20 protein-coding genes and 1 pseudogene are annotated in these 22,929 nt (G+C 67.5%); 12 read left to right on the top strand and 9 right to left on the bottom strand.

Features of this window, described 5'->3' with window-relative positions; genetic code table 11:
- Window positions 1–26 precede the first annotated feature (26 nt).
- Both ABZV44_RS35130 and ABZV44_RS35135 read left to right on the top strand, forming a co-directional pair.
- On the top strand, window positions 27–905 hold the full coding sequence (locus tag ABZV44_RS35130; RefSeq protein WP_354846126.1) for an SPFH domain-containing protein: 879 nt from the start codon (window positions 27–29) through the stop codon (window positions 903–905).
- On the top strand, window positions 905–1,063 hold the full coding sequence (locus ABZV44_RS35135; protein WP_196054659.1) for a hypothetical protein: 159 nt from the start codon (window positions 905–907) through the stop codon (window positions 1,061–1,063). Before ABZV44_RS35130 ends, ABZV44_RS35135 begins: the two co-directional genes overlap by 1 nt.
- Before the next feature lie 62 nt (window positions 1,064–1,125).
- Here ABZV44_RS35135 and ABZV44_RS35140 read toward each other — a convergent pair whose 3' ends face one another.
- On the bottom strand, window positions 1,126–1,998 hold the full coding sequence (locus ABZV44_RS35140; RefSeq protein WP_354846129.1) for a class I SAM-dependent methyltransferase: 873 nt from the start codon (window positions 1,996–1,998) through the stop codon (window positions 1,126–1,128).
- A 281-nt stretch (window positions 1,999–2,279) separates the two neighbouring features.
- Here ABZV44_RS35140 and rpsA point away from each other — a divergent pair, with 281 nt between their 5' ends.
- Entirely contained in the window at window positions 2,280–3,743 is a 1,464-nt protein-coding gene (gene rpsA / locus ABZV44_RS35145; protein WP_040856871.1) for a 30S ribosomal protein S1, read from the top strand.
- A gap of 78 nt (window positions 3,744–3,821) precedes the next feature.
- A complete protein-coding gene (locus ABZV44_RS35150; protein ID WP_354846132.1) occupies window positions 3,822–4,454 on the top strand; it encodes a helix-turn-helix domain-containing protein in 633 nt (210 codons plus the stop codon).
- Here the strand turns inward: ABZV44_RS35150 and ABZV44_RS35155 are convergent.
- Window positions 4,400–4,723 carry a hypothetical protein gene (locus ABZV44_RS35155; protein WP_354846135.1) on the bottom strand — a complete coding sequence of 108 codons (324 nt, stop codon included), beginning with the start codon at window positions 4,721–4,723 and terminating at the stop codon, window positions 4,400–4,402. The genes ABZV44_RS35150 and ABZV44_RS35155 overlap by 55 nt on opposite strands.
- Window positions 4,724–5,257: 534 nt before the next feature.
- On the opposite strand from ABZV44_RS35155, the gene ABZV44_RS35160 reads away from it, so the two are divergent.
- Window positions 5,258–6,781 (top strand): phospholipase C, encoded by a 1,524-nt coding sequence (locus tag ABZV44_RS35160; RefSeq protein ID WP_354846137.1) that lies wholly within the window; start codon window positions 5,258–5,260, stop codon window positions 6,779–6,781.
- Between the two features lie 168 nt (window positions 6,782–6,949).
- Here ABZV44_RS35160 and ABZV44_RS35165 read toward each other — a convergent pair whose 3' ends face one another.
- Window positions 6,950–7,168, bottom strand: coding sequence for a hypothetical protein (locus ABZV44_RS35165; protein WP_354846140.1), 219 nt, complete (start codon window positions 7,166–7,168; stop codon window positions 6,950–6,952).
- A gap of 268 nt (window positions 7,169–7,436) precedes the next feature.
- Between ABZV44_RS35165 and coaE the strand changes: the two are divergent.
- A pseudogene (coaE, locus tag ABZV44_RS35170) lies at window positions 7,437–8,387 on the top strand (dephospho-CoA kinase); the annotation flags it as partial.
- Between the two features lie 97 nt (window positions 8,388–8,484).
- Here coaE and ABZV44_RS35175 read toward each other — a convergent pair.
- Entirely contained in the window at window positions 8,485–9,009 is a 525-nt protein-coding gene (locus ABZV44_RS35175) for a DUF402 domain-containing protein (RefSeq protein WP_354846143.1), read from the bottom strand.
- Between the two features lie 210 nt (window positions 9,010–9,219).
- Between ABZV44_RS35175 and ABZV44_RS35180 the strand changes: the two genes are divergently transcribed.
- Window positions 9,220–9,642 carry a hypothetical protein gene (locus tag ABZV44_RS35180; protein ID WP_354846146.1) on the top strand — a complete coding sequence of 141 codons (423 nt, stop codon included), beginning with the start codon at window positions 9,220–9,222 and terminating at the stop codon, window positions 9,640–9,642.
- A gap of 66 nt (window positions 9,643–9,708) precedes the next feature.
- Here ABZV44_RS35180 and ABZV44_RS35185 read toward each other — a convergent pair whose 3' ends face one another.
- The gene (locus ABZV44_RS35185) at window positions 9,709–10,086 is read right to left on the bottom strand and encodes a DUF402 domain-containing protein (RefSeq protein WP_354846149.1); all 378 of its coding nucleotides are present in this window, start codon (window positions 10,084–10,086) and stop codon (window positions 9,709–9,711) included.
- A 614-nt stretch (window positions 10,087–10,700) separates the two neighbouring features.
- Here ABZV44_RS35185 and uvrB point away from each other — a divergent pair.
- Entirely contained in the window at window positions 10,701–12,866 is a 2,166-nt protein-coding gene (uvrB, locus tag ABZV44_RS35190; RefSeq protein ID WP_354846151.1) for an excinuclease ABC subunit UvrB, read from the top strand.
- Between the two features lie 200 nt (window positions 12,867–13,066).
- On the opposite strand, the gene ABZV44_RS35195 is transcribed toward uvrB, so the two are convergent.
- Window positions 13,067–13,537, bottom strand: a complete 471-nt coding sequence (locus tag ABZV44_RS35195) for a VOC family protein (RefSeq protein WP_354846154.1) — start codon at window positions 13,535–13,537, stop codon at window positions 13,067–13,069.
- A 56-nt stretch (window positions 13,538–13,593) separates the two neighbouring features.
- Here ABZV44_RS35195 and ABZV44_RS35200 point away from each other — a divergent pair, with 56 nt between their 5' ends.
- The 3 genes from ABZV44_RS35200 to ABZV44_RS35210 all read left to right on the top strand — a co-directional run bounded on the left by ABZV44_RS35200 (window position 13,594) and on the right by ABZV44_RS35210 (window position 15,906).
- Window positions 13,594–14,490: a helix-turn-helix domain-containing protein gene (locus ABZV44_RS35200; protein ID WP_354846156.1), complete on the top strand. Its 897-nt coding sequence runs from the start codon at window positions 13,594–13,596 to the stop codon at window positions 14,488–14,490.
- An 87-nt stretch (window positions 14,491–14,577) separates the two neighbouring features.
- Window positions 14,578–14,994 (top strand): DoxX family protein, encoded by a 417-nt coding sequence (locus ABZV44_RS35205; RefSeq protein ID WP_354846158.1) that lies wholly within the window; start codon window positions 14,578–14,580, stop codon window positions 14,992–14,994.
- Window positions 14,995–15,453: 459 nt separating this feature from the next.
- Window positions 15,454–15,906: a universal stress protein gene (locus tag ABZV44_RS35210; RefSeq protein ID WP_354846161.1), complete on the top strand. Its 453-nt coding sequence runs from the start codon at window positions 15,454–15,456 to the stop codon at window positions 15,904–15,906.
- Window positions 15,907–15,974: 68 nt separating this feature from the next.
- Here ABZV44_RS35210 and ABZV44_RS35215 read toward each other — a convergent pair whose 3' ends face one another.
- A complete protein-coding gene (locus ABZV44_RS35215) occupies window positions 15,975–18,251 on the bottom strand; it encodes an ATP-binding domain-containing protein (protein ID WP_354846163.1) in 2,277 nt (758 codons plus the stop codon).
- 161 nt (window positions 18,252–18,412) lie between these two features.
- Window positions 18,413–19,744 carry a diguanylate cyclase gene (locus tag ABZV44_RS35220; RefSeq protein WP_354846166.1) on the bottom strand — a complete coding sequence of 444 codons (1,332 nt, stop codon included), beginning with the start codon at window positions 19,742–19,744 and terminating at the stop codon, window positions 18,413–18,415.
- Between the two features lie 176 nt (window positions 19,745–19,920).
- On the opposite strand from ABZV44_RS35220, the gene ABZV44_RS35225 reads away from it, so the two are divergent.
- Window positions 19,921–21,117 carry a beta-ketoacyl synthase N-terminal-like domain-containing protein gene (locus ABZV44_RS35225; RefSeq protein ID WP_354846169.1) on the top strand — a complete coding sequence of 399 codons (1,197 nt, stop codon included), beginning with the start codon at window positions 19,921–19,923 and terminating at the stop codon, window positions 21,115–21,117.
- 22 nt (window positions 21,118–21,139) lie between these two features.
- Here the strand turns inward: ABZV44_RS35225 and ABZV44_RS35230 are convergent, their stop codons facing one another.
- Window positions 21,140–22,870 carry a GAF domain-containing sensor histidine kinase gene (locus tag ABZV44_RS35230; RefSeq protein ID WP_354846171.1) on the bottom strand — a complete coding sequence of 577 codons (1,731 nt, stop codon included), beginning with the start codon at window positions 22,868–22,870 and terminating at the stop codon, window positions 21,140–21,142.
- Window positions 22,871–22,929: the final 59 nt, after the last annotated feature.

Genomic DNA, 22,929 nt, shown 5'->3' on the forward strand with positions numbered 1-22,929 from the left:
TATCACTTCGATACTAGGAGAGTGTCATGGAGTTGCGTCGAGCCTTCCGGCTGAACGGATTCCTCATGCTGGGGGTTCTGATACTGCTGATCATCGCGATCGCCGTCGAGGCGCACACGCTGAACACCAGGGGCGGCGACGGCGGTTCGTCGGCCGTCCTGGGTGTGGCGCTGGCCGTCACGCTCCTGGCCGCGGTGCTGGCGGCGAGCGGGTTCATCGTGGTGAATCCCAACCAGGCCAAGGTGATCCAGTTCTTCGGCCAGTACATCGGCTCGGTCAGCGAATCCGGTTTCCACTGGGTCACCCCGCTGTCCAGCCGCCGCGGCATCTCGCTGCGGGTCCGGAACTTCGAGACCCAGAAGCTGAAGGTCAACGATCTGGACGGCAACCCGGTCGAGATCGCGGCCGTGGTCGTGTACCAGGTGGTCGACAGCTACAAGGCCGCCTTCGCCGTCGACGACTACGAGGACTTCGTCCGCACCCAGTCCGAGACCGCGGTCCGGCACCTGGCCACCACCCACCCGTACCAGTCCGACGACGCGAACACCGCCAGCCTGCGCGACGGGTCCGAGGTGGCCGGCGAGCTGACCACCGAACTGCGCGCCCGCACCGAACTGGCCGGCATCGAGATCATCGAGGCCCGCATCACCCACCTCGCCTACGCGCCGGAGATCGCCCAGGCCATGCTGGTCCGCCAGCAGGCCGCCCAGGTGGTCGCCGCCCGCAGCCGCATCGTCGAGGGCGCGGTCGGTATGGTCGGCATGGCCCTGGACCGACTGGCCGACCAGGGCGTGGTCGAACTCGATGAGGAGCGCAAGGCGGCAATGGTGTCCAACCTGCTGGTGGTCCTGTGCGGCGACCGCTCCGCCGCACCCGTCGTCAACGCCGGAACCCTCTACTCCTGATGGTCAAGCGCGAGCCGAAAAAGGTGCTGCTCCGGCTCGATCCGGCGGTCCACGAAGCCATCGCCAAGTGGGCCGCCGACGATCTCCGCAGCATCAACGCCCAAATCGAATTCGCGCTGCGCCTCGCCCTGAAACAGGTTGGGCGCGAACCGAAATAGTCACGACACCACGTTCGAACCGTCGACAAGACAGCCCCCGCCGAGCGGGACCGGCTGCGCCCTCAGTGCGGCTTCTCGGTGACGAAAATGGCTGTGCCGGGGAAGATTTCGCCGCGGAGGGGGCTCCACTGGCCCCACTCGCGGTCGAGCCACTCGGGCCAGTCGGGTTCGATGATGTCGGTGAGGATCAGGCCGGCGGCGACGATTTCGCGGACGCGGTCGCCGATGGTGCGGTGGTGTTCGACGTAGGTGGGTTCGCCGTCGGAGTCGAGTTCGACGTACGGGGTGCGGTCGAAATAGGGGATGGTGGCGCGCAGACCCTCGGGGCCCGGGTCGTCGGCGAAGATCCAGCGCATGGGGTGGTTCACCGAGAAGACCCAGCGGCCACCCGGTTTCAGGACACGGTGGACCTCCCGCATCACCCGAGCGGAGTCCGCGACGAAGGGCACCGCGCCGAAAGCGGAGCAGGCCAGATCGAAGGACTCGTCGGCGAAGGGCAATTCCTCGGCGCCCGCCTGGATGAGCGGGACCCGGGGGCCGCCCGCGGCCATGGCGGCGAGACCGCGGTCGAGCATGGCGCGGGAGATGTCCAGCCCGATCGGGAGCGCGCCGTGCGAGGCGAGCCAGCGCGAGCAGGGGGCCGACCCGCAGCCGATCTCCAGAATCCGCTTGCCGACGATGTCCCCCAGCAGGTGCCAGTCACCCTCGTGCAATCCCTCCGGGCACCACACGAATTCGCCGGCGGGGGAGTCCACGCCGAGGAAGTCGGCATGGGTCTCGTGGTAGGCCGCGGCGTCGGCGTCCCACCACTTGCGGCTGGCGCGCTGACTGGACTGCGAGTCGACCTTGGTCCGGGTCACTCCCACCGTCCCGAGCAGGGTGTTGGCTTCGGCGTGCCGGGCATCGTCGGTGGTGACGGAGTGATCTTCGGACATGGGCTCACCCTATCGACCCGCGCGCCGGGACCCATGTTTGCTTGGTACAACACCTGTCGCGTACGCTGTTTTCCGCGAGTGTCTTCTGTACCCGGTTTCTCGAGACCGCGTAGAGCAGATAATCGTGCTGTGAGTCCGCATGCTTTTCAGGGCAGCGTTGTGCAGCGTCGCAGCGGTGTGCTGTGCATGACCAACGTTAGTTCCAACGCCTGCTGTTCGCAGCAATACCGAAAGTCCACATGTCCACTACCGACCACAATCCGTCCGGAGCCTCCCAACACATGCCCACCACTGTCACCTCGCCGCAGGTTGCCGTCAACGACATCGGCACTGCCGAGGACTTCCTCGCCGCCATCGACAAGACCATCAAGTACTTCAACGACGGCGACATCGTCGAAGGAACCATCGTCAAGGTCGATCGCGATGAGGTCCTTCTCGACATCGGTTACAAGACCGAAGGCGTGATCCCGTCTCGCGAACTGTCCATCAAGCACGATGTCGACCCGGCCGAGGTCGTTTCCGTGGGCGATGAGGTCGAGGCCCTCGTTCTCACCAAGGAGGACAAGGAAGGCCGCCTGATCCTGTCGAAGAAGCGCGCTCAGTACGAGCGGGCCTGGGGCACGATCGAGGAGCTCAAGGAGAAGGACGAGGCCGTCAAGGGCACCGTCATCGAGGTCGTCAAGGGCGGCCTGATCCTGGACATCGGTCTGCGCGGCTTCCTCCCGGCATCGCTGGTCGAGATGCGTCGCGTGCGCGACCTCCAGCCGTACGTCGGCAAGGAGATCGAGGCCAAGATCATCGAGCTCGACAAGAACCGCAACAACGTGGTCCTGTCGCGTCGCGCCTGGCTCGAGCAGACCCAGTCCGAGGTCCGCAGCGAGTTCCTGCACCAGCTGCAGAAGGGCCAGGTCCGCAAGGGTGTGGTCTCCTCCATCGTCAACTTCGGTGCCTTCGTGGACCTGGGTGGCGTGGACGGTCTGGTGCACGTCTCCGAGCTGTCCTGGAAGCACATCGACCACCCGTCCGAGGTTGTCGAGGTCGGCAACGAGGTCACCGTCGAGGTTCTCGACGTCGACCTGGACCGCGAGCGTGTCTCCCTGTCGCTCAAGGCGACCCAGGAAGACCCGTGGCGTCAGTTCGCCCGCACCCACGCGATCGGCCAGATCGTCCCGGGCAAGGTCACCAAGCTGGTTCCGTTCGGTGCGTTCGTGCGCGTCGAAGAGGGCATCGAGGGCCTGGTGCACATCTCCGAGCTGGCCGAGCGCCACGTCGAGGTCCCGGACCAGGTTGTGGCCGTCGGCGACGACGCCATGGTCAAGGTCATCGACATCGACCTCGAGCGTCGCCGGATCTCGCTGTCGCTGAAGCAGGCCAACGAGGACTACACCGCCGAGTTCGACCCGTCGAAGTACGGCATGGCCGACAGCTACGACGACCAGGGCAACTACATCTTCCCCGAGGGCTTCGACTCCGAGACCAACGAATGGCTCGAGGGCTTCGAGAAGCAGCGTGAGGAGTGGGAGACCCGGTACGCCGAGGCCGAGCGTCGCCACAAGATGCACACCGCTCAGATGGAGAAGATGGCCGCCGACGCCGCCGCCGAGGCTGCCAACGGTGGTCCGTCGAACTACTCCTCGGAGTCGGGTTCGCAGGCTGCGGCTTCGTCCTCCGAGCCGGCCGGTGGCTCGCTCGCGAGCGACGCCCAGCTGGCCGCGCTGCGTGAGAAGCTGTCGGGCAACGCCTGATTCGCTGACACGCGATAAGCGATAGTCGAAGGTCCCCGAGCCGATGGCTCGGGGACCTTCGCTATTCTCGGAAGTAACATGTCCGAATCCGCCATTGAGTCGACCCCGTCGCTCTGGGAGCGCCGCAAGATCGAGGCCATGGGCCGTATCCAGCGGGTAGCGCTGGAGCTGTTCGACGAGCACGGCTATCGGGAGGTCACCGTCGAGCGGGTGGCGGGTGCCGCGGGTGTGTCACCGAGTTCGATCTACCGGTATTTCGGGACCAAGGAGAATCTGGTCCTCTACGACGAGACCGATCCGAAGCTCCTGGAAATCGTGCGGACGGTCGGCGGCGGCGAAACCCTGGCTCCCCTCGACCTTTTGGCGGCCGCGCGGCCGCTCATCCCCGTACTCATCGACGAGATCGTGACCGATGAGGTCGAGTACCGGACGCGGCTGCGCATGGGCTATGTCCGGACCATTCCCGAGGTGAAACTCGGGCAGGCGCAGCAGATGCGGGAGCTCGAGGACCAGTTCCGGATCCTGCTCGTCGACCGTACCGGCCGCGACCGCAACGACGTGCAGATGCGGCTGGCCGCCGCGATCGCCATCTGGGGTTCCATGGCGGCGCTGGACCATTGGGCCGGAACGGGTTTCGCCGCGCGGCTGCGTGAGGTCTACCGCGAAGTCGTCGAATCCATCGTGGTCGCGCTGGAGGCTATGTTCCGCTGACGGCGCGGAGTCGGCAGCCACCAGTTCCAGCGGTCGGTGCGGCCGTCGGCCGACAGCGCGGTGTCACCGGGTCCGGCGGCGACGATCTGGATGGGGAAGAGCAGGCCGGGGCCGAAGTCGTTCTGGACCAGGCGAGTCGCCTGCCCGGTGGGCCGATCGCCCAGCGAGTTCAGGCCCATGTCGATGCCGTAGCGGATACCCGCGATCGGCAGTGCCGCCGCGACCAGCAGCGCCATTCCGAGCAGGCCGAACACCATCGGTCTGCCCATCCACGGTGTATCGGTCCGAATACAGCACGATCAGGTCCTGCTCCGCGCCGAGCTGCGAGAAGTGTTGTGCGACGCGGTCTTCGGTGGTGGCCGAGGCGGATCCCGGCACGCTGTAGTCGGGTGCGCCCAGTCGCGCGTGCAGGGCCGGATACGCCGCGCCACACGCCACGATAAGCACCAGCCACACGCCGATCACGATTCGGGGATGCCGGGCCATGAATTCGCCCCAGCGCCCGACGACGCCGAATCGCGGTGCGGAGTCCGGGAAGCGGGGCGGATCGGCGAGCGCCGGACGGGTCATGGAGGCTCCCACGGTCGATACCTGAAAGTCACTCTCAGGTATGGCCGATAGCTCAGGCCGGCCCGGCATTGAGGTGCAAGTCACTGTCAGAAATCCACGACTGGACCCACTACGGTTACGAATGGTTCGCTGAGCCGTCACTATTCGAAGGTTGAATGCGAACTGGACGGCCGACCGGGTAGGTTCGCCGCGTTCAATTCCTTTCACTCCTAGCGGGAAGGCACTACCGGAGTATGGGCGTGTTCGCCGGAATCAACAGGCGCGACTTTCTGGCGAAAGCCATGGCCACGGGCGGTGCGGCCTCGCTCGCCGCACTGGCCGGACCGATTATCGAGCGGGCCTACGCCGCGGATCCGGCCGGCATGGGCGGGCTCGGCGACATCGAGCACATCGTGCTGCTCATGCAGGAGAACCGGTCCTTCGACCACTACTTCGGCGCCATGTCCGGCGTGCGCGGCTTCGACGACCCGTCCCCGGCCTGGAACCAGTACGGGTACGCGCCCGGCGTCGGCCCGACCCCGGACGGCTTCCTCAACCCCTTCCGCCTCGACACCACCCGCGGCGCGACCCTCGACGGTGAGTGCATCAACGACCCGGACCACAGCTGGCCGGCCATGCACAAGGCGTGGAACAACGGCCGCAACGACGGCTGGATGCCCATGTCCATCGCCTCCGTCGGCGCCGGAAACGGCCCTGCCGCAATGGGTTACTACACCCAGGACGACATCCCGGTGCACTGGGACCTGGCCAATGCCTTCACCCTGTGCGACAACTACCACTGCTCGGTGCTCGGACCGACCGACCCCAACCGCCTGTACTGGGTCTCGGCGACCATCGATCCGGACGGCCTCAATGGCGGACCGCTGCTCGAGACCCCGGCGCTGATTCCGCAGAACGCCTACAGCTGGCGCACCATGCCGGAGAACCTCTCCGAGGCGGGCGTCAGCTGGAAGATCTACAACAACCGCGACATCGGCCCGCTGTCCTCGGTGCTGCTGGACGGCATGATGGGCTGCTTCAAGCAGGCCGCCGACCCGAATTCCGAACTGGCGCGGCGCGGTAAGGCCCCGGAGTACCCGAAGGACTTCGCCGCCGATGTGGCCGCCGGTACCCTCCCCTCGGTCTCCTGGGTGATCCCGCCGCTGCTGAACTGCGAACACCCTGCGCTGCCACCGGCTTTCGGTGCGGTCGGGATCATGCAGGTGCTCGACATCCTGACCTCCAACCCGGCGGTGTGGGAGAAGACCGCGCTCATCGTGTCCTACGACGAGAACGGCGGCTTCTTCGACCACGTCACCCCGCCGACCGCGCCCGCCGGCACGCCGGGTGAGTTCGTCACGGTGCCGACGGACAAGAAGTTCGAGGGCATCACCGGTCCGATCGGTCTCGGCTACCGCGTGCCGTGCTTTGTGATCTCGCCCTACAGCCGCGGCGGCCTGGTGGCCTCGGAGACCTTCGATCACACCTCGCAGCTGCGCTTGATCGAGCGCCGCTTCGGGGTCGACGTGCCCAACCTGACCGCGTGGCGGCGGAGCGTGACCGGCGATATGACCTCGGCCTTCGACTTCGCCTCGGCCCCGGACGCCACGAAACCCGCGTTCGCTCCGGCGAATCGGAAGGTCGACGCCGCCGTGGCGCAGTGCGGGCCGAACATCGCCCTGGGCACCGCGACCGTCGGCACGCCCTATCCGGTGCCGCCGAACTCCATGCCCAAGCAGGACCCCGGCACACGGCGTCGGCCCAGCGGAATCGTGTAAGAGTTCCGGTGCCGCCGGGTGAGCGGTCCCTCGGCACCGTGTGGCCCGCGCACAACGGCACCGTGCGACACGCACGCAAAAGAGTGGCTCGGTCCGAATCGGACCGGGCCACTGTGTGTTTCGGGGGAGCGGATCAACTCGGGCGGCGGATCGGCCGGCCGCGCCGGATCAGCCGGCGGTGGCGGGTACCCAGCGCCGCACGACGCGAGTCTCGGGCGACCGTTTTCGCTGGGCCGCGACGCTGTGCCGGGCCGGGCTGAGCAGTGTGCTCAGCCAGGAGCGACGGTGCTCGACGAGAGCGGCTGCGATGGCGGGGATCTCGATGCAATGCACGGTGCCCGCCAGGCCCAGACGGTGGCGACCCGTCCGGAGTTTTTTGGTGCCCACTGATGTTCCTTCTCTTGCGTGTTACCGGCCTAAGATCGCCTGCGGCGAACCATAGCCGAACAAAAGTGTGCGTCACCGAATATTGCGCGACATTCGCCCCGGCGTGTCGGAATCTTGCCGACAAACGGTCCGTATTCTCCGAAAAAGTTGCGAAACGGTCTCATGGGTGTCACGGAATGGCCAAGTACTGCACTTGCAGGTGAAACCGCAGACCGGAGGGGGTAACCCTGATGGGCGCGATGACCGGCGCTGATGCGAGACTGAACGAATGTTGCGAATCGGTCTCACCGGAGGCATGGGCGCGGGCAAATCCACCGTGGCCCGCATTCTCACCGAGCGCGGAGCCGTGCTGGTGGACAGTGACGTCATCGCCCGCGAAGTGGTCGCGCCCGGCACCGAGGGGCTGGCCGCGCTGGTCGAGGCCTTCGGCGCGGACATCCTCGCCGCCGACGGCAGCCTCGACCGACCGGCCCTGGCCGCCAAGGCCTTCGCTTCGGACGAGGCCCGCGCCACCCTCAACGGCATCACCCACCCACTGGTCGGCAAGCGCACCGCCGCGCTCATCGCCGCCGCCCCCGCGGACGGCATTGTGGTGCAGGACATTCCGCTGCTGGTCGAGAACGGCCTCGCGCCCTTCATGAACCTGGTGGTCATCGTGGACGCCGCCGAGGAGACCCGGCTGCGCCGGCTGGTGGAGTTCCGCGGCATCGACGAGGCCGATGCCCGCGCCCGCATCGCGGCTCAGGCCACCGACGCCCAGCGCCGGGCCGTAGCCGACGTGCTGCTCGACAACAATGGCGCGACCGGCGTCATCGATGCCGAGGTGCACCGGCTGTGGGACGAGCGCCTGGTTCCCTTCGAACGCAACCTGCGCACCCGCACGCCGGCGGCCCGGCCGGAACTGCCCGTGGCGGAGGCGAATCCGGAGTGGCCCGCGCAGGCCCGGCGGGTGATCGCGCGGCTCGCCGTGGCGTGCGGCGCGGACGCGCGAAGCATCGAACACGTCGGGCCGACCTCGGTGGCGGGCAAACCGGCCGCCGATGTCCTCGACATCCGGATCACGGTCGCCGATGGCGCCGCCGTGGACGGCCTGCGGGATCGCCTGACGGACATCGGTTTCCCGCCGGTCGCCGCGGGGGACGCGCTGCTCGCCGCGTCGGGTGTGGATCTTGCGGCGGGCGAACGGCTGCACGCGAACGCCGACCCGGGCCGCCCGGTCAATCTGATCCTCGGCGTCTGACCCGTCCGGCGGAGCCGCCTCGACGGTTGAGGGGCCGTCTGCACCCCTCGGTGTGGACGGCCCCTCTGTCTCGGGTCTACATCCAGGTCAGCGTGATGCCCTTGGACGCCAGCCAGGCCTCGAAACTGTGGCCGTGCGCGGCGATTCCGTCGATGGTCGAGGTGGCCGACTCGATGGCCTGCTGAGCCTCGGACAGGGTGACATAGCCGGCGGCGTGCGCGGCGAGCAGCTCGTCCACGTCGAGCAGCTCGACCTCGCGGCCCTGGCGGACCACCAGATCCAGGTAGTGGTCGACGGACTTCCACTGCTTCGGGCCGACCTGCGCGAACTCGCCGATGTCGATGTAGTAGTCCTGGTCGCGCCGGTGCGCGGGGGTGAAGTGGAACACGGTGGCGCGGATGGACACCGTTGGCAGCAGCCAGGATTCGATGTAGTGGAACTCGGGATGGTCGGAGGTGCGGGCCATGTACATCCCCCATGGCTCGACCTGGTACCGCTCCACCTGCCGCACGAAACCCTTGGGATCGATATTGGTGAGCTCGTCGATATTGAAGTACTCCACCTTGGGTCGGTGCAGATCTACCGCGGGTGCCCGAGTCATGCCATTCAGCATCGCGTGTCGGGCGGCGGTCGTCCAGGGGAGCGGATGCCGCGTCGCCGGCAGATTGCTGGAATCCGGCGCCGACCGGGGCGAATTTTCCGAAAACACGATCTGAAGCGGTTGTGTTTCGCTAATGTGCGGCTGCGCCGTTTCGTCGCGCACGACACTCGCCGCGCCTGGGCGGGTGCCTCAACCCAAGGGAAGTACTGCATGAACGCACACACAACCCGTGCTCGCCGGGTCGGCATGGGATTGACGACCTTCGGCGCGGTGGCCGGGACCGTCGTCCTGGTCGCTCCGCAGGCCGGTGCCTGGCCGTCGAATCTGGAGGTCTCGGGCTCCACCCACAATGTCGGCTGCTCCTACACGCTCACCGCGAGCGTCGAGGTCGACCGCCTGACTTCGGTGTCGTTCACCGACAATGGCGTCGAGCTGACGGGCAGCCCGGTGTCGCCCTCGTTGCTGAGCAACAAGGTCACCATCAACTGGACCCCGAGCACCGCCGGTTCGCACGAGCTGAAGGCCACTCAGACCCTCATCTCGAAGTCGATCACCGTGCAGGTGGATCCGGCCAGCAGCTTCGGTAGCTTCGGCTGCGGCCTCAACGGACTGCTGCCGAGCCTGTCCGGCTAGTCGGAGGACGGACAGACCCGTTCGAACCCGCCCGGTCCGTGCCGCACGGACCGGGCGGGTTCGTCTCTACAGCCAGCTGAGCGTGATGCCCTGGCCGGCCAGCCAGCGGTCGACATCGTGACCGCAGCCGGCGATGCCGTCCACCACGGCGGTGGCCCGCTCGATGGCGAGATGGGTGCGCGCGGTGTCGAAATGCCCTGCGGCATGGGCGCTCAGCAGCTGGTCGATGCCGACCAGCTCGGGCGCCTGGCCCCGGCGCGCCACCACGTGCAGGTAGTGACTCTCGGCCCGCCACTTCTTGGCCTCGCACGGGCCGTACTCGCCGATGTCGAGGTAGTAGGTCTGGCTGCGATCGTGGCCGGGCCGCAGGTGGTAGACCGTGGCGCGCAGCGTGAGTTCGGGCAGCAGCCAGGACTCGATGTAGTGGAAACGTGGATTGTCCACTGTCCGTTCGATATACAGACCGAACGGTTCTGCATGTAACCGCTCCACGGGGTGGAGAAACCCGCGATAATCGGTCCACGACAGATCCGCGAGATTGAAGTATTCGAGTCTTGGGCGATGCGGAGACACCGGAGGAGTGTTGCCGATCGCGTCGTAGGGGTGTGCGCCATTGGTGGAATTCCGCTGTGGCGTATGCAGACCGGTCATCGCCCTGCCTCTTCTCGAATCGTGCGACCAGCGAGCTCAGAGTACACCCGGGAACCGCGATTCAAACCGTAGCGAACCGACTGAGATCTACGCGACATCGACGGCACGAAAACCCTTGGGGTAACGGTCAATTCGGACATTTACCGATGGTTTACGAAACCGTGTGCGTGCCATGGGAACCGACAGCGACGACTTTGCCGACACGGAGCTGGACCCCGGCAACCGTGCCCGAAGCGACGACTGATTTCGTGAGGCGAGGGTAACTCGCCGGGGACGACCAGAACCGGTTCGGCACCCAACCGCCGGCACGGGTTTGCCACTGTCAACGGCTCTCAGCCGTCCGCTGAAGACCCGGGGAGGCGGAATTGCGAGGCGGAACTGTCGGTGGGGGGTCCTAGGCTGGGGTCATGGCGTTTGCAACCGAGATCCCGGACGACCTGCCGCTGGCTCATTCCGAGCACCGGCCCATCAGCGACGTCGAGCGCGTCGACGGGCAGTTCCAGGTCGTCAGCGAGCATCGGCCGGCCGGCGACCAGCCCGCCGCCATCGAGGAGCTCGAGCGGCGCATCCGGGGCGGCGAGAAGGATGTGGTGCTGCTGGGCGCCACCGGTACCGGTAAGTCCGCCACCACGGCCTGGCTGATCGAGCGGTTGCAGCGGCCCACGCTGGTCATGGCGCCGAACAAGACCCTGGCCGCGCAGCTGGCCAACGAGCTGCGCGAGATGCTGCCGAACAACGCGGTCGAGTACTTCGTCTCGTACTACGACTACTACCAGCCCGAGGCCTACATCGCGCAGACCGACACCTATATCGAGAAGGACAGCTCGATCAACGACGATGTCGAGCGGCTGCGGCACTCGGCCACGTCGAGCCTGCTCTCGCGACGGGATGTGGTGGTGGTGGCGTCGGTGTCGTGCATCTACGGCCTCGGCACACCGCAGTCGTATCTGGATCGGTCGGTGCAGCTGGAGGTCGGCACCGAGATCGATCGCGATCGGCTGCTGCGCCTGCTGGTGGATGTGCAATACACCCGCAATGACATGTCGTTCACCCGCGGCAGTTTCCGGGTGCGCGGCGACACCGTCGAAATCATTCCCTCCTACGAGGAATTGGCGGTGCGCATCGAATTCTTCGGGGACGAGATCGAGGCGCTCTATTATCTGCATCCGCTCACCGGTGATGTGGTGCGTCAGGTGGATATGGTCCGGATTTTCCCGGCCACCCACTATGTGGCGGGTCCGGAACGCATGGAGCGGGCCGTGCGGGATATCGAAGCGGAGCTCGACGAGCGGCTCGCGGATTTGGAGAAGCAGGGCAAATTGCTGGAGGCGCAACGACTTCGGATGCGCACCCAGTACGACCTGGAGATGATCAAGCAGGTCGGTTTCTGCTCCGGCATCGAGAATTATTCGCGGCATATCGACGGCCGTGCCGCCGGAACCGCGCCGGCCACGCTGCTGGATTACTTCCCCGAGGATTTCCTGCTCGTCATCGACGAATCGCATGTGACCGTGCCGCAGATCGGCGGCATGTACGAGGGCGATATGTCACGCAAGCGGAACCTGGTGGAGTACGGCTTCCGGCTGCCGTCGGCGGTGGACAACCGGCCGCTCACCTGGGAGGAGTTCGCCGATCGGATCGGGCAGGCGGTGTACCTGTCGGCCACGCCCGGCCCATACGAATTGGGCCAGACCGGCGGCGAATTCGTCGAACAGGTCATTCGGCCCACCGGCCTGGTGGATCCGCAGGTGGTGGTCAAGCCGACCAAGGGGCAGATCGACGATCTGGTGCACGAGATCCGGCTGCGCACCGAGCGTGACGAGCGCGTGCTGGTCACCACGCTAACCAAGAAGATGGCCGAGGATCTCACGGACTATCTGCTGGGACTCGGTGTGCGCGTGCGCTATCTGCACTCGGAGATCGACACCCTGCGCCGCGTCGAATTGCTGCGGCAACTGCGGCTGGGTGAATACGACGTACTGGTCGGCATCAACCTGCTGCGGGAGGGTCTGGACCTGCCCGAGGTCTCGCTGGTGGCGATTCTCGATGCTGACAAGGAAGGCTTCCTGCGTTCGGGCACCAGCCTCATCCAGACCATCGGCCGTGCGGCGCGCAATGTCTCGGGCGAGGTCCACATGTACGCGGACAAGATCACCGACTCCATGCGCCACGCCATCGACGAGACCGAACGCCGCCGGGCCAAGCAGATCGCCTACAACGAAGAGCGCGGCATCGATCCGAAACCGTTGCGCAAGAAGATCGCCGACATTCTCGACCAGGTGTATCGCGAGGCCGACGAGACCGAGGTCGAGGTGGGCGGCTCGGGCCGCAATGTCAGCCGCGGCCGCCGCGCCCAGGGCGAGCCCGGCCGGGCGGTGAGTGCCGGTGTCTACGAGGGCCGCGACGTGAAGAACATGCCGCGCGCCGAACTGGCCGATCTCATCAAGGACATGACCGCGCAGATGATGAACGCGGCCCGTGAGCTGCAGTTCGAGCTGGCCGGCCGCCTCCGCGACGAGATCGCCGATCTGAAGAAGGAACTACGCGGCATGGATGCCGCTGGCCTCTCGTGAGAGAAAGCCTGCGGCGCAAGGACCTTCGGCCGGCAGGTGGCGGGCCGACCGCGCGACAGACGGCAGTGCCCCTTGTCATGACCACATGCTCTCGGCCGGGATTCACGGCAAATCGGTTGGATTCCAGCCGAACGCACGCGCGGATGACGGACGAGGCTCCGCGCCCGGCAGATGGTCTGCCGGGCGGGGGAGTCGCGTTGTCAGGCCTGCTGGGCCATCCACTCGTTTACGCGGCGTTCGGCCTCTTCTCGGGAGACGTCTTCAACTCGCGTCATCACGATCCAGCGGTGGCCGAACGGATCCATGACCCGGCCGAAGCGGTCGCCGGTGACGAAGGTGGCGGGTTCGGCGACGAAGCGGGCGCCGTTCTCGGCGGCCAGCTTCGAGACGGCGTCCACGTCGGGGCAGTAGTGGACGACGCTGGTGTGGACCCACTCGTCGGCGGGGGCGCGCAGGCCCTCGTCGGGAATGGGCATGCCGACCTGGATGGTGGAGTCGCCGATGAGGAGTTCGGCGTGCGCGGCCTGGCCGTCGGGAAGATCGTTGCGGCTCAGCACCTTCGCGCCGAAGACGGCGGAGTAGAACTCGATGGCCGCATTGGCGTCCGGGACGGCCAGGAAGCAGGTGATGGAGTGGTAGCCCTCGGGGATCGGATTCACTGCGTTGCTCATGCGCACTACTCTCGCCGCCGCGGCGGCGATGGTCTTGTAAGAAAGCGACAGGCGCGATGAACAGTGGAAACACTGCCGAAGGAGTCGGTGGAAGCACTGCCGGAGGCCGGTTCTCGCCGCAGCCGGTGCCGCCGCCGGAGACCGCCAAGGGCATTCTGCGGCCCCGCCAGCAGAACCAGGCCAACAATCACTCCCGGCTGCCCGCGAGCCCGCGGGTGTCCCGCTATATCGAGTGGTACTGGGCGGTGCGCTGGGATCGCCGGGGACAGCCGCCCTTCCAGGCCGAGGTGTTGTCGTACCCCTGCGTGAACCTCACCTTCGAGTGCACCCACGAGCGCACCGGCGCCTTCGTCACCGGCGTGTGGACCACCAAGTACGTGCGTGAATTGGCTGAGGAGGGAGAGACTTTCGGCGTCAAGTTCCGGGCCGGCGGCTTCGGCGCGTTCACGGGCCTGGACGTCGGGGCACTCAGTGATACCTCGGTCCCGGCAACCGATATCTTCCCGGCGGCCGACGCCCTCTCCGAGGCCGTGCTCGCGGCCGCCGATGCCGAACGCCGCCGGGACCTGATCGAGGATTTCCTGGTCGGAGTCCGGCGCGAGGAGGCCGGTGGGGGCGACGACACCGCTTACCGCCAGGTGCTGGCGATCATCGAGGCCATGGAGCATGATCGCGATCTGACCCGGGTCGACCAGGTCACCGAGCGTTTCGGCATTCCCGTCCGCACCCTGCAGCGGCTGTTCCGCCGCTATGTCGGTGCGGGCCCGAAATGGGTGCTGCGCCGCTATCGCCTCCAGGACGGCGCACATCTGCTGGCCGAGGGCCGCACCTCGGACCTGGCCGCGCTGGCCGTCGAGCTCGGCTACTTCGATCAGGCGCACTTCTCCAACGAGTTCGCCAAGGAGATCGGACTGCCTCCGCTCGAATACGCCCGCATCTCGCTACCATCCTGACAACTGCTGGTCCGGGAATAATGTCAGTACCCCAGAAGTTGGTTGCCGTGTCACCCAATGGCATATCGATCATCGAAGGAGCGGGCCATGGACGTGCTGGTATTGATCGGACGGATCCTGTTCGCACTGCTGTTCCTCGGCTCGGGCTTCGGGCATGTCGCGCAGCGGAAGACGATGGTGCAGTACGCGCAGTTCAAGGGGGTGCCCATGGCCGAGTTGGCGGTGCCCGCATCGGGTGTCCTGCTGCTGGCCGGCGGACTGAGCGTGCTGCTGGGCGTCTGGGCCGACCTGGGCACGCTGCTGCTGCTGGTCTTCCTGGTGCCGACCGCCCTCCTCATGCACCCCTTCTGGAAGGAGACCGACGCGGAGGCCAAGCAGACCGAGATGGTGCACTTCAACAAGGACATCGCCCTCGCGGGCGCGGCGCTGATGCTGTTCGCCTTCTTCGCCCACACCGGCGGGGATCTCGGATTGACGCTCACCGGACCGCTTTTCAGCCTCTGATCGGATCGGGCGCGTTAGTATTGCGCGTCATTGATCGGCCGGAGGGAAGAGGATCGCATGTCCATCCTCAGCGCGATTCTCGGCTGGTTGTGGGCCGAATATCGTGAGCTGTGAGGCAAGGCCAAGTCACTGTTTCGCGGGCCGTTCGTTGTGCGATGTCACAACGAACGGCCCGCGGCTGGTCCGGGGGATATCAGGTTTGTGACGAATCTCCCAGGGAGGCAACACTGTTGGCATTTTGTGGGCCACGTCGCGGCGCTTGGGAAATTCGCTGGTAGCCCAGGCTGTCTTCGCGGCGGGAACCGGAATGTGTCCGGGCCCGATCACGCCACGGAAGTGTGATGTGTTGCGATATCGAATATTTCCGCCGGTTATGCCGCTATTGTCAGGCGAAGTTGCCGCGGTGAAAACCCCACTGTCGAGGATTCCGCGGCCCCGACCCTTGTACTTGGAGGAGAAATGACCGCCTACCGGACGATCGTCGTCGGTACCGATGGCTCGGACTCGTCGTACGTCGCCGTCGAGCGGGCCGCGGCTCTGGCCGGCGACGAGGGCGCCACGCTGTACATCGCCTGTGCGTATTTCCCGACCGACGACCGCGATGTGGCCGCGGCCGCGGACGTGCTGAAGGACGAGGCCTACCAGGTGCGCGGCTCCGCGCCGACCAGCGAGATCCTGCGGGTCGCGCGGGACAAGGCCGTCGCCGTCGGTGCGGTGAACGTGGTGGAGAAGGCCGTCGTCGGCGAGCCCGTCGAGTCGCTGCTGGACCTGGTGAAGGAGGTGGAGGCCGACCTGCTCGTCGTCGGTAACCGCGGCCTCAACACCCTGGCCGGCCGCTTGCTCGGCTCGGTGCCGTCGGACGTGGCCCGCAAGTCCCGCTGCGATGTGCTGATCGTGCACACCGTGCGCTGAGCGAACCCTGGTTCCAGCGAAGCGGCCGAGCCTCATGTGGGCTCGGCCGCTTCGCTGTTCGGGTCCTGTCAGCGCAACCGGCGCAGGACCTCCGGCAGGTCCGCGGAATGCACGACCGCCAGACGCTGGGTGGCGCGGGTGAGCGCCACGTACAGGTCGTTGAGGCCACGCGGCGATTCGTCCAGGATCCGGTGCGGTTCGGCCAGGATGACCGCGTCGAACTCCAGGCCCTTCACGTCGTGGACGGTGAGCACGCGCACCGAATCATCGGTCAGGTGAGCGAGTTCCGGGGCCAGGTCGTGCGGCACGATGACCACGGTGGTGCCGGGATGCTCGGCCTCCGCGGCGACGAGCCGCTTGATCTCGTCGGCCAGCTCGGGGGCCGCCACCCGGGTCGCGGTGGGCTCGAAGCCGGAGTCGCGGACCGAGCGCGGCGCGGGCGCGGCCGGGTCGATGGCGGTCAGCACGTCCGCCGCCACCGCCATGATCTCCGACGGGGTGCGGTAGTTGACCGTCAGCTCGGTGAGCTTCCAGCGTTTGGCCACATAGGGTTCCAGCACCTGCTGCCACGACGAGGCGCCCGCCGGGTCGCCGGTCTGGGCCACGTCGCCGACGGCGGTGATCCAGCGATTCGGGATGCGGCGCATGACCATTCGCCACGCCATGGCCGAAAGCTCCTGCGCCTCATCCACGATGACGTGGCCGTAGGTCCAGGTGCGGTCGCCGGCGGCGCGTTCGGCGGTGGTCTGCCGGGTGCGCACCTGCTGGCGTTCGGCCAGCTGGGAGGCGTCGATGAGGTCGTAGGCCATGAGCAGCTCGGGATCCAGGTCGTCCTCGAGATCCTGGGGCGCGGAACCGGTGAGGATGTCGAGCGCGTCCTGGGCCTCGGCCAATTGGGCGCGCCAGCGGCGGCGGGAGCGCTCGCGCTCCTCGCTGTCGTCGATGCCGAGCAGTTCGGCCAGCTCGTCCAGCAGGGGCGCGTCCGCGTCGCTGAACTCGCCGCTGTCGGACCGGTACAGCTCGGCCCGGTCGGCGTGGCTCAGCTGTCCGGCGGCATCGGCCAGGCGCCTGGGGTCGGCCCACAGCCCGCCCAGCACCTCCTGCGGGGTGAGGATGGGCCACAGTCCGGCGATGGCGCGCTGGATCTCGGGATCGGCCCGCATCTCGTCGCGGATCTCGGTGAGATCGGTCTGGCTCAACAGGTTTCGCCCGCCCAGCGGGTTCGAGCCGATGGCGGCGGCCAGCTGATCGGTGAGCGCGTCGACGACCGCGGCGGCGAAGACGGGCCGGGCCAGGTTGTGCGGGCGGCGCGAGGAGCGGGCGCGGCCGCGGGCCTTGGTGGCGATCTTGCGGTCCAGCTCCAGCTGGTGGCCGTCGAAGTAGAGCTGGATCGGCTCCCGCGGCACCTCCTGCCAGTCCCGCACCCCCTTCTTGAGCACCTCGAGCATGTCGAGCGAGCCCTTGAGCTCCCCGGCGCGCAGCGAATCCTCCAGTGTCGCTTGCACTCCCGGGTACAGGTTGCCGACGGTGGACAGCAGCACGCCGGTCTCACCCAGCGAGGGCAGCACCTGGCCGATGTAATCCAGGAACGTGGAGTTCGGGCCGATGATGAGCACGCCGGCCTTGTCCAGCTGCTGCCGGTAGGTGTACAGCAGGTAGGCCGCGCGGTGCAGTGCCACCGCGGTCTTGCCGGTGCCGGGCCCGCCCTGCACCACCAGCACGCTCTTGTGCTCGGAGCGGATGATGGCGTCCTGCTCGCTCTGAATGGTCTCGACGATGTCGTTCATGTGCCCGGTGCGGGCGGCATTGAGCGCGGTCAGCAGCGCGCTCTCGCTGCCCACGCCGCCGTCGCCGCCGACCACCCCGGCGCGCTGCGCGGCATCCAGGTCCAGGTACTCGTCATTGACCCCGGTGACCGTGCGGTTGCGCGAGCGGATGTGCCGCCGCCGGGTCACACCGTCGGGCGCGGCCGTGGTGGCGAGGTAGAAGGGCCGGGCCATGGGGGCGCGCCAATCCAGCAGCAGCGTTTCGTAGTCGGCGCTCTCGTCGAGGATGCCGATGCGCCCGATGTAGCGGTGCTCACTGTCACCGTTCTCGGCGATGTCGATGCGGCCGAAGCACAGGCCGTGTTCGGCGGCGTCGTACTTGGCCAGGTCCTCGGAGTAGAGCTGGGTGAACGACTCGCGCTCACTCCGGGCCTGCGGCGTGCCGCCGGTCTCCAGCAGCACGGTGCGCAGCCGCCGCTGGGCGTAGGCGCGCATGCCGTCGAGCTGTTCGTAGAGCTTCGTGAGGTACTGCTGCTCGCGCTCCAGGTCCGGGGAAGCCGCGTTAGCGGAATCGGACACGGAACGCTCCTCGGTGAGGTCGGGCAAAACGGAACTCCTTGTTCACCACGTCCGCCGTGTTGGGTACGGGGCGCGAAGCATCGAGAACAGAGTTGTCGAGTCTAGTTCGCGATTCCCTCGCGCGCCGTACCGCCAGGTAACAAGCCCCGAAACTGCCGGGTTCAGGAGGCGTGGGTGCTGTCGCTGCGGCGTCCGAGGGTTCCGTTCTGATGGTTGGGCGGCTTGGCCCGGTACATGGCCACGTCGGCATCGTGGAGGACGGCCTCCGGGGTGCGATTGTCGCCCGCGCACAGGTCCGTCACCCCGATCGAGGCGTCGACCTGGATGCGGTGCCCGCGGGCGATGATCGGCTCGGCCATCGTCTGGCGCAGCCGCGCGATGAGCGTGTCGATATCGTCGCCCAGCGTGCGGCCGGACAGCAGCACGAGGAACTCGTCACCGCCGATCCGGCCCACGATGTCCTCGGAGCGCAGCCCGCGCTGCAGTCGCTGCGCCACGATCTGCAGCACGGTATCGCCGATGGCGTGCCCGAGGGTGTCGTTGATGGCCTTGAACCCGTCCAGGTCGATGAACAGCACGCTGGACACCGGCAGGCTCTCGGAGGTGCCCAGCGCCGCCGCCAGCCGCGACAGCACCAGCGCCCGATTGGCCAGCCCGGTGAGCGGGTCGTGGGTGGCCTGGTACTCCAATTGCCTTCGGCTGGCGCGGAATTCGGTGATGTCGTTGAACGACGACACCGCCGCCGACTCCGGATCGCTGGGATCGAGCAGCCGGCTGTTGGCCGAGAGCCAGCGCCGCTGCCCGTCGGGCCGGTCGAGCCCGAACACGAAGCGGGTCACCGTCTCCCCGGTGGCGAGCGTGCGGATCACCGGATACCAGGACGTGGGCATGGGCTGGGCATTGGCGTCCAGCAGGGACAGCGGGATGTCGTAGATGTGAGTGCCGACGAGATCGTCGGAGTCGTAGCCGAAGATGCGTCGTGCGGCCGGATTGGCGGATTCGATGCGCCCGTGCCGGTCGATCACCACCACCCCCTCCTCCAGTTGCGACACCACCGTGGTGAAGAACTGTTCGGCGCGCTGCTGGGCGGCCTCGGCGCGGCGCTGCGCGGTGAGATCGTGCACCACCACCTGGTAGGCGAGATGTTCGTGCCAGGCGGTGAGCACCGACACGGTCTCCACGTCGACGCTGCCGCCGTCGCATCGCATCAGCGTCATCTCGGCGGGGTCGGACGCGGTGCCCGCGATGGTGAGGCGGCGGATGCGGTCGAGCATGGGAGGGACGGAACTTCGTTCGACGAAATTGGTGACCGGTTGCCCGATCACGTCGTCAGGATCTGCGGCCGCCAGCAGCCGCAGCATTGCCGGGTTGGCGTAGACGACGGTGCCACGCTCGTGGACCACGACCCCGTCGGGGCTGTAATCCACCAGGGACCGGTATCGCTGGGCCAGCTGTTCGGCATCGGCCGAGTCATTTGCCCGATCGTTACCCATCACGTCATGCACCCCCTGATCGTCGTTCCGACACGTCACTGGAGCACGGCACCATTCTGTTATCTATAAATTTGCTGGTGCCCCTTGCCGACCGTATTGAATGAGTTGCAGTTCCGCACAGCATCGGCCCGCCAGTGGTGACCATTACGGGCAACGGCCCGAGAGGAGCGATGCAAATGCCAGGCATCATCCCCGTCCCGATGACCGCAGGTCGGCATCAAGATCATATGACCCTGGCCGGCATCGGCGCTGTCACCGGGTACGGCTGGGGCCGCGAAACCCTCTGGAAAGGTTTGCTGACCGGCAAACCCGCAGCCCGGCTCTTTCCAGGGTACGGGCCCGAACGCGATCGGCAGGGGTGGATCGCCCGCGTGCCGGACGGCGGCGATCCGGAGCTACCGCCCAGCCGCTACCTACGCGCGGTCATCGGCTCGGCGCGCGAGGCGGTGGCCGATGCGCGCGAACGCGGCTGGCGGCCCGGCCGGACGGTCGGCCTGCTGCACGCCATCGTGCTCGGAGACGCCTACGAGTGGCGGGACTTCTACACCGTCGACGGCGGCCAGCGGCGTTCGCGCGACTATCTGCGATTACTTCCCTCGACCCCGGTATCGATGCTGATGAGCGAGTTCGGGTTTCACGGCCCGGCCATGAATGTGACCGCCGCCTGCTCCTCGGCGAACGTGGCCCTGGTCACCGCGCAGCTGTGGCTGGCCCAGGGCATCGCCGACGACGTGCTGGTGGTCGCCACCGACCTGTCCGGGATTCCGGAGATGGTGCAGCCGTTCGTGGTACTGGGCGCGGCGGTGGACGACACCGACCCCCTCGACGCCTGCCGTCCCTTCCAGCGGGGCAGTCGCGGCTTCGGTTTCGGCGAGGCCTCGGTCGCGTTCCTGGCGACACGTGACGCCGAGCGGCCCTATGCGGTGATGCTCGGCGGGGCCATGTCCAACGACGGTCACCACGTGATCTCCGTCGAGCCGTCCTACGCCCAGATCTTCGAGTGCGTGCGCCGCGCCCTGGTCAGCGCCGACGTCCATCCCGGCGAGGTCGCGTACCTCAATTCGCACGGTTCCGGCACCGCCCAGTGCGACGCCGCCGAAACCGCGCTGCTGGCGGAGCTTTTCGACGATCGCCCCGCGGTGGTGGCGCTCAAGCCGCTGGCCGGGCACTGCCAGGCCGCCTCGGCCGGGGTCGAAGTGGCCGTCGCGGCACTGGGCTACGAGCGCGGGCTGCTGGTGTCCGCCCCGATCGTGGCGCCCGCGCATCCCCGTCTGGTCGACGGCGTCCGGCGCGGCGTCGACGGCATCACGGTGAAGACCTCGCTGGGCATGGGCGGCAACAACTCCGCGGTGGTGCTCGGCCCGGTCGGCTGACGCCGGCCGAGCTCTCAGCGAGTCAGTGCAGTGGCACCGACCAGTGCAGTTTCGTGCCGGTGCCGTCACCGCTGGGATCGCGCTGCGGATACACCGCCAGGCTGCCGCCGGACTGTTCGGCGCGCCGGGCCAGGTTGGTCAGGCCGCTGGGGGTGATGTCGTCCGGAATGCCGCGGCCGTTGTCGGAGACCACGATGGTGAGATCGTCGGCCACGCCGATGTCGATGGTGATGGTGTCGGCCCCGGAATGCCGGACCGCGTTCGAAACCGCCTCGCGCACCACGGCTTCCGCGTGATCGGCGAGCGCCGGCTCGACCACCGACAGGGGTCCGGTGATGTGCATGAGCGGCCGGATGTCGGTGGCGGTGGTCTGCTGTTTGACCGCGCGTTCGATGCGCTGGCGCAGCCGGGTGCTGTGCCCGTCGCCGCCGTGCAGATCGAAGATGGAGGTGCGGATCTCCTCCACCACCTCCTGCAGATCGTTGATGGCGTCGGCCAGCCGTTTCTGCACCTCGGGCACCCGGGCGCGCGGCACGGTGCCCTGCAGGTAGAGCCCAATGGCGAACAGTCGCTGGATGACGTGGTCGTGCAGGTCGCGGGCGATCCGGTCGCGATCGGTGAGGATGTCGAGCTCGCGCATCCGGCGCTGCGCCACCGCCAGTTGCATGGCCAGCGCGGCCTGATCGGTGAAGGCGGCGATCAGCTCCACCAATTCGTCGGTGTAGGGCGCAGATTCGGCGGCGCGCAGCGTGATCAGCACGCCCAGGGTGGAGTCGGGGGTGTGCAGCGGCAGCACCAGGGCCGGGCCGATATCGGCGACGGGCGTGCCCAGGTCGATGTGGCGGGCGTCGTCGAAGCGCAGTGGGGTGCGAGTGGTGAGGGCCTGCCCGACGGCGGTGGCCACCGCGCGCACCGCGTGTCCGTGCGGCGGCTCGCCGGGGCCGGACCATTGCGCCACAACGAGTTCGGCGACATCCTCGGGCGCGTCGTCGGGATCGGCGACCACGGCCAGCAGCGCCTGCTGGGAGCCGGTCAGCTCGCGGGCGTGCTCGACCACGTGGGCCAGCACCTTGCTGGGTTCGGTGTCGGCCAGGAATTCGGTGGCGATATCGCGGGTGGCCTCGATCCAGGCCTGCCGGGTGCGGGCCTGCTCGTAGAGGCGGGCATTGTCGACGGCGATACCGGCCGCGGCGGCCAGCGCCTGCAGCAGCACCTCGTCGTCCTCGGTGAAGGGGTGCCCGCCGGATTTCTCGGTGAGGTACAGGTTTCCGAAGATCTCGCCGCGGATCCGCACCGGCATGCCGAGGAAGGTGCGCATGACCGGATGGTGCTCGGGGAATCCGGTCGCGGCGGGATGATGCGCGAGATCGTCCAGGCGCAGCGGTTCGGGCTTGTCGAGCATGAGGCCGAGCACGCCGTGGCCCTCGGGCAGCGCGCCGATGCACACCCGGGTCTGCTCGTCGATGCCGTGGAAGATGAACTGGCTGAGCTGTTGTTCGTGCCCGCGCGCCGCCAGCGCCCCGAAGCGGGCGTCGACCAGAATGGTGGCGGCGCGCACGATCGTGCTCAGGGTCTGGTCCAGATCGAGGCCGGAGGTGACCGCGAGCATGGCCTCGACCAGCCCGTCGATGCGGTCCCGGGCGTCGATGATCTGTTCGACCCGGTCCTTGACCTCGGTGAGCAATTCGCGTAATCGCAGCTGCGACAGCGTTTCACGCACCGAGTAGGGACCGGTGCGGGGTGTGTCGTGCATGGTTGTCCTGCGGTCCGGCGGATACGACACGGCAAGCGGAATTCTATGCGTGCCGAGGT

The sequence above is a fragment of the Nocardia sp. NPDC004860 genome (genome assembly GCF_040609015.1).
GTDB lineage: Bacteria > Actinomycetota > Actinomycetes > Mycobacteriales > Mycobacteriaceae > Nocardia.

Coding starts and splice junctions, on each gene's coding strand:
- ABZV44_RS35130 (WP_354846126.1), top strand. CDS start 27: ATGGAGTTGCGTCGAGCCTTCCGGCTGAACGGATTCCTCATGCTGGGG.
- ABZV44_RS35135 (WP_196054659.1), top strand. CDS start 905: ATGGTCAAGCGCGAGCCGAAAAAGGTGCTGCTCCGGCTCGATCCGGCG.
- ABZV44_RS35140 (WP_354846129.1), bottom strand. CDS start 1,998: ATGTCCGAAGATCACTCCGTCACCACCGACGATGCCCGGCACGCCGAA.
- rpsA (WP_040856871.1), top strand. CDS start 2,280: ATGCCCACCACTGTCACCTCGCCGCAGGTTGCCGTCAACGACATCGGC.
- ABZV44_RS35150 (WP_354846132.1), top strand. CDS start 3,822: ATGTCCGAATCCGCCATTGAGTCGACCCCGTCGCTCTGGGAGCGCCGC.
- ABZV44_RS35155 (WP_354846135.1), bottom strand. CDS start 4,723: ATGGGCAGACCGATGGTGTTCGGCCTGCTCGGAATGGCGCTGCTGGTC.
- ABZV44_RS35160 (WP_354846137.1), top strand. CDS start 5,258: ATGGGCGTGTTCGCCGGAATCAACAGGCGCGACTTTCTGGCGAAAGCC.
- ABZV44_RS35175 (WP_354846143.1), bottom strand. CDS start 9,009: ATGACTCGGGCACCCGCGGTAGATCTGCACCGACCCAAGGTGGAGTAC.
- ABZV44_RS35180 (WP_354846146.1), top strand. CDS start 9,220: ATGAACGCACACACAACCCGTGCTCGCCGGGTCGGCATGGGATTGACG.
- uvrB (WP_354846151.1), top strand. CDS start 10,701: ATGGCGTTTGCAACCGAGATCCCGGACGACCTGCCGCTGGCTCATTCC.
- ABZV44_RS35195 (WP_354846154.1), bottom strand. CDS start 13,537: ATGAGCAACGCAGTGAATCCGATCCCCGAGGGCTACCACTCCATCACC.
- ABZV44_RS35200 (WP_354846156.1), top strand. CDS start 13,594: ATGAACAGTGGAAACACTGCCGAAGGAGTCGGTGGAAGCACTGCCGGA.
- ABZV44_RS35205 (WP_354846158.1), top strand. CDS start 14,578: ATGGACGTGCTGGTATTGATCGGACGGATCCTGTTCGCACTGCTGTTC.
- ABZV44_RS35210 (WP_354846161.1), top strand. CDS start 15,454: ATGACCGCCTACCGGACGATCGTCGTCGGTACCGATGGCTCGGACTCG.
- ABZV44_RS35220 (WP_354846166.1), bottom strand. CDS start 19,744: ATGGGTAACGATCGGGCAAATGACTCGGCCGATGCCGAACAGCTGGCC.
- ABZV44_RS35225 (WP_354846169.1), top strand. CDS start 19,921: ATGCCAGGCATCATCCCCGTCCCGATGACCGCAGGTCGGCATCAAGAT.
- ABZV44_RS35230 (WP_354846171.1), bottom strand. CDS start 22,870: ATGCACGACACACCCCGCACCGGTCCCTACTCGGTGCGTGAAACGCTG.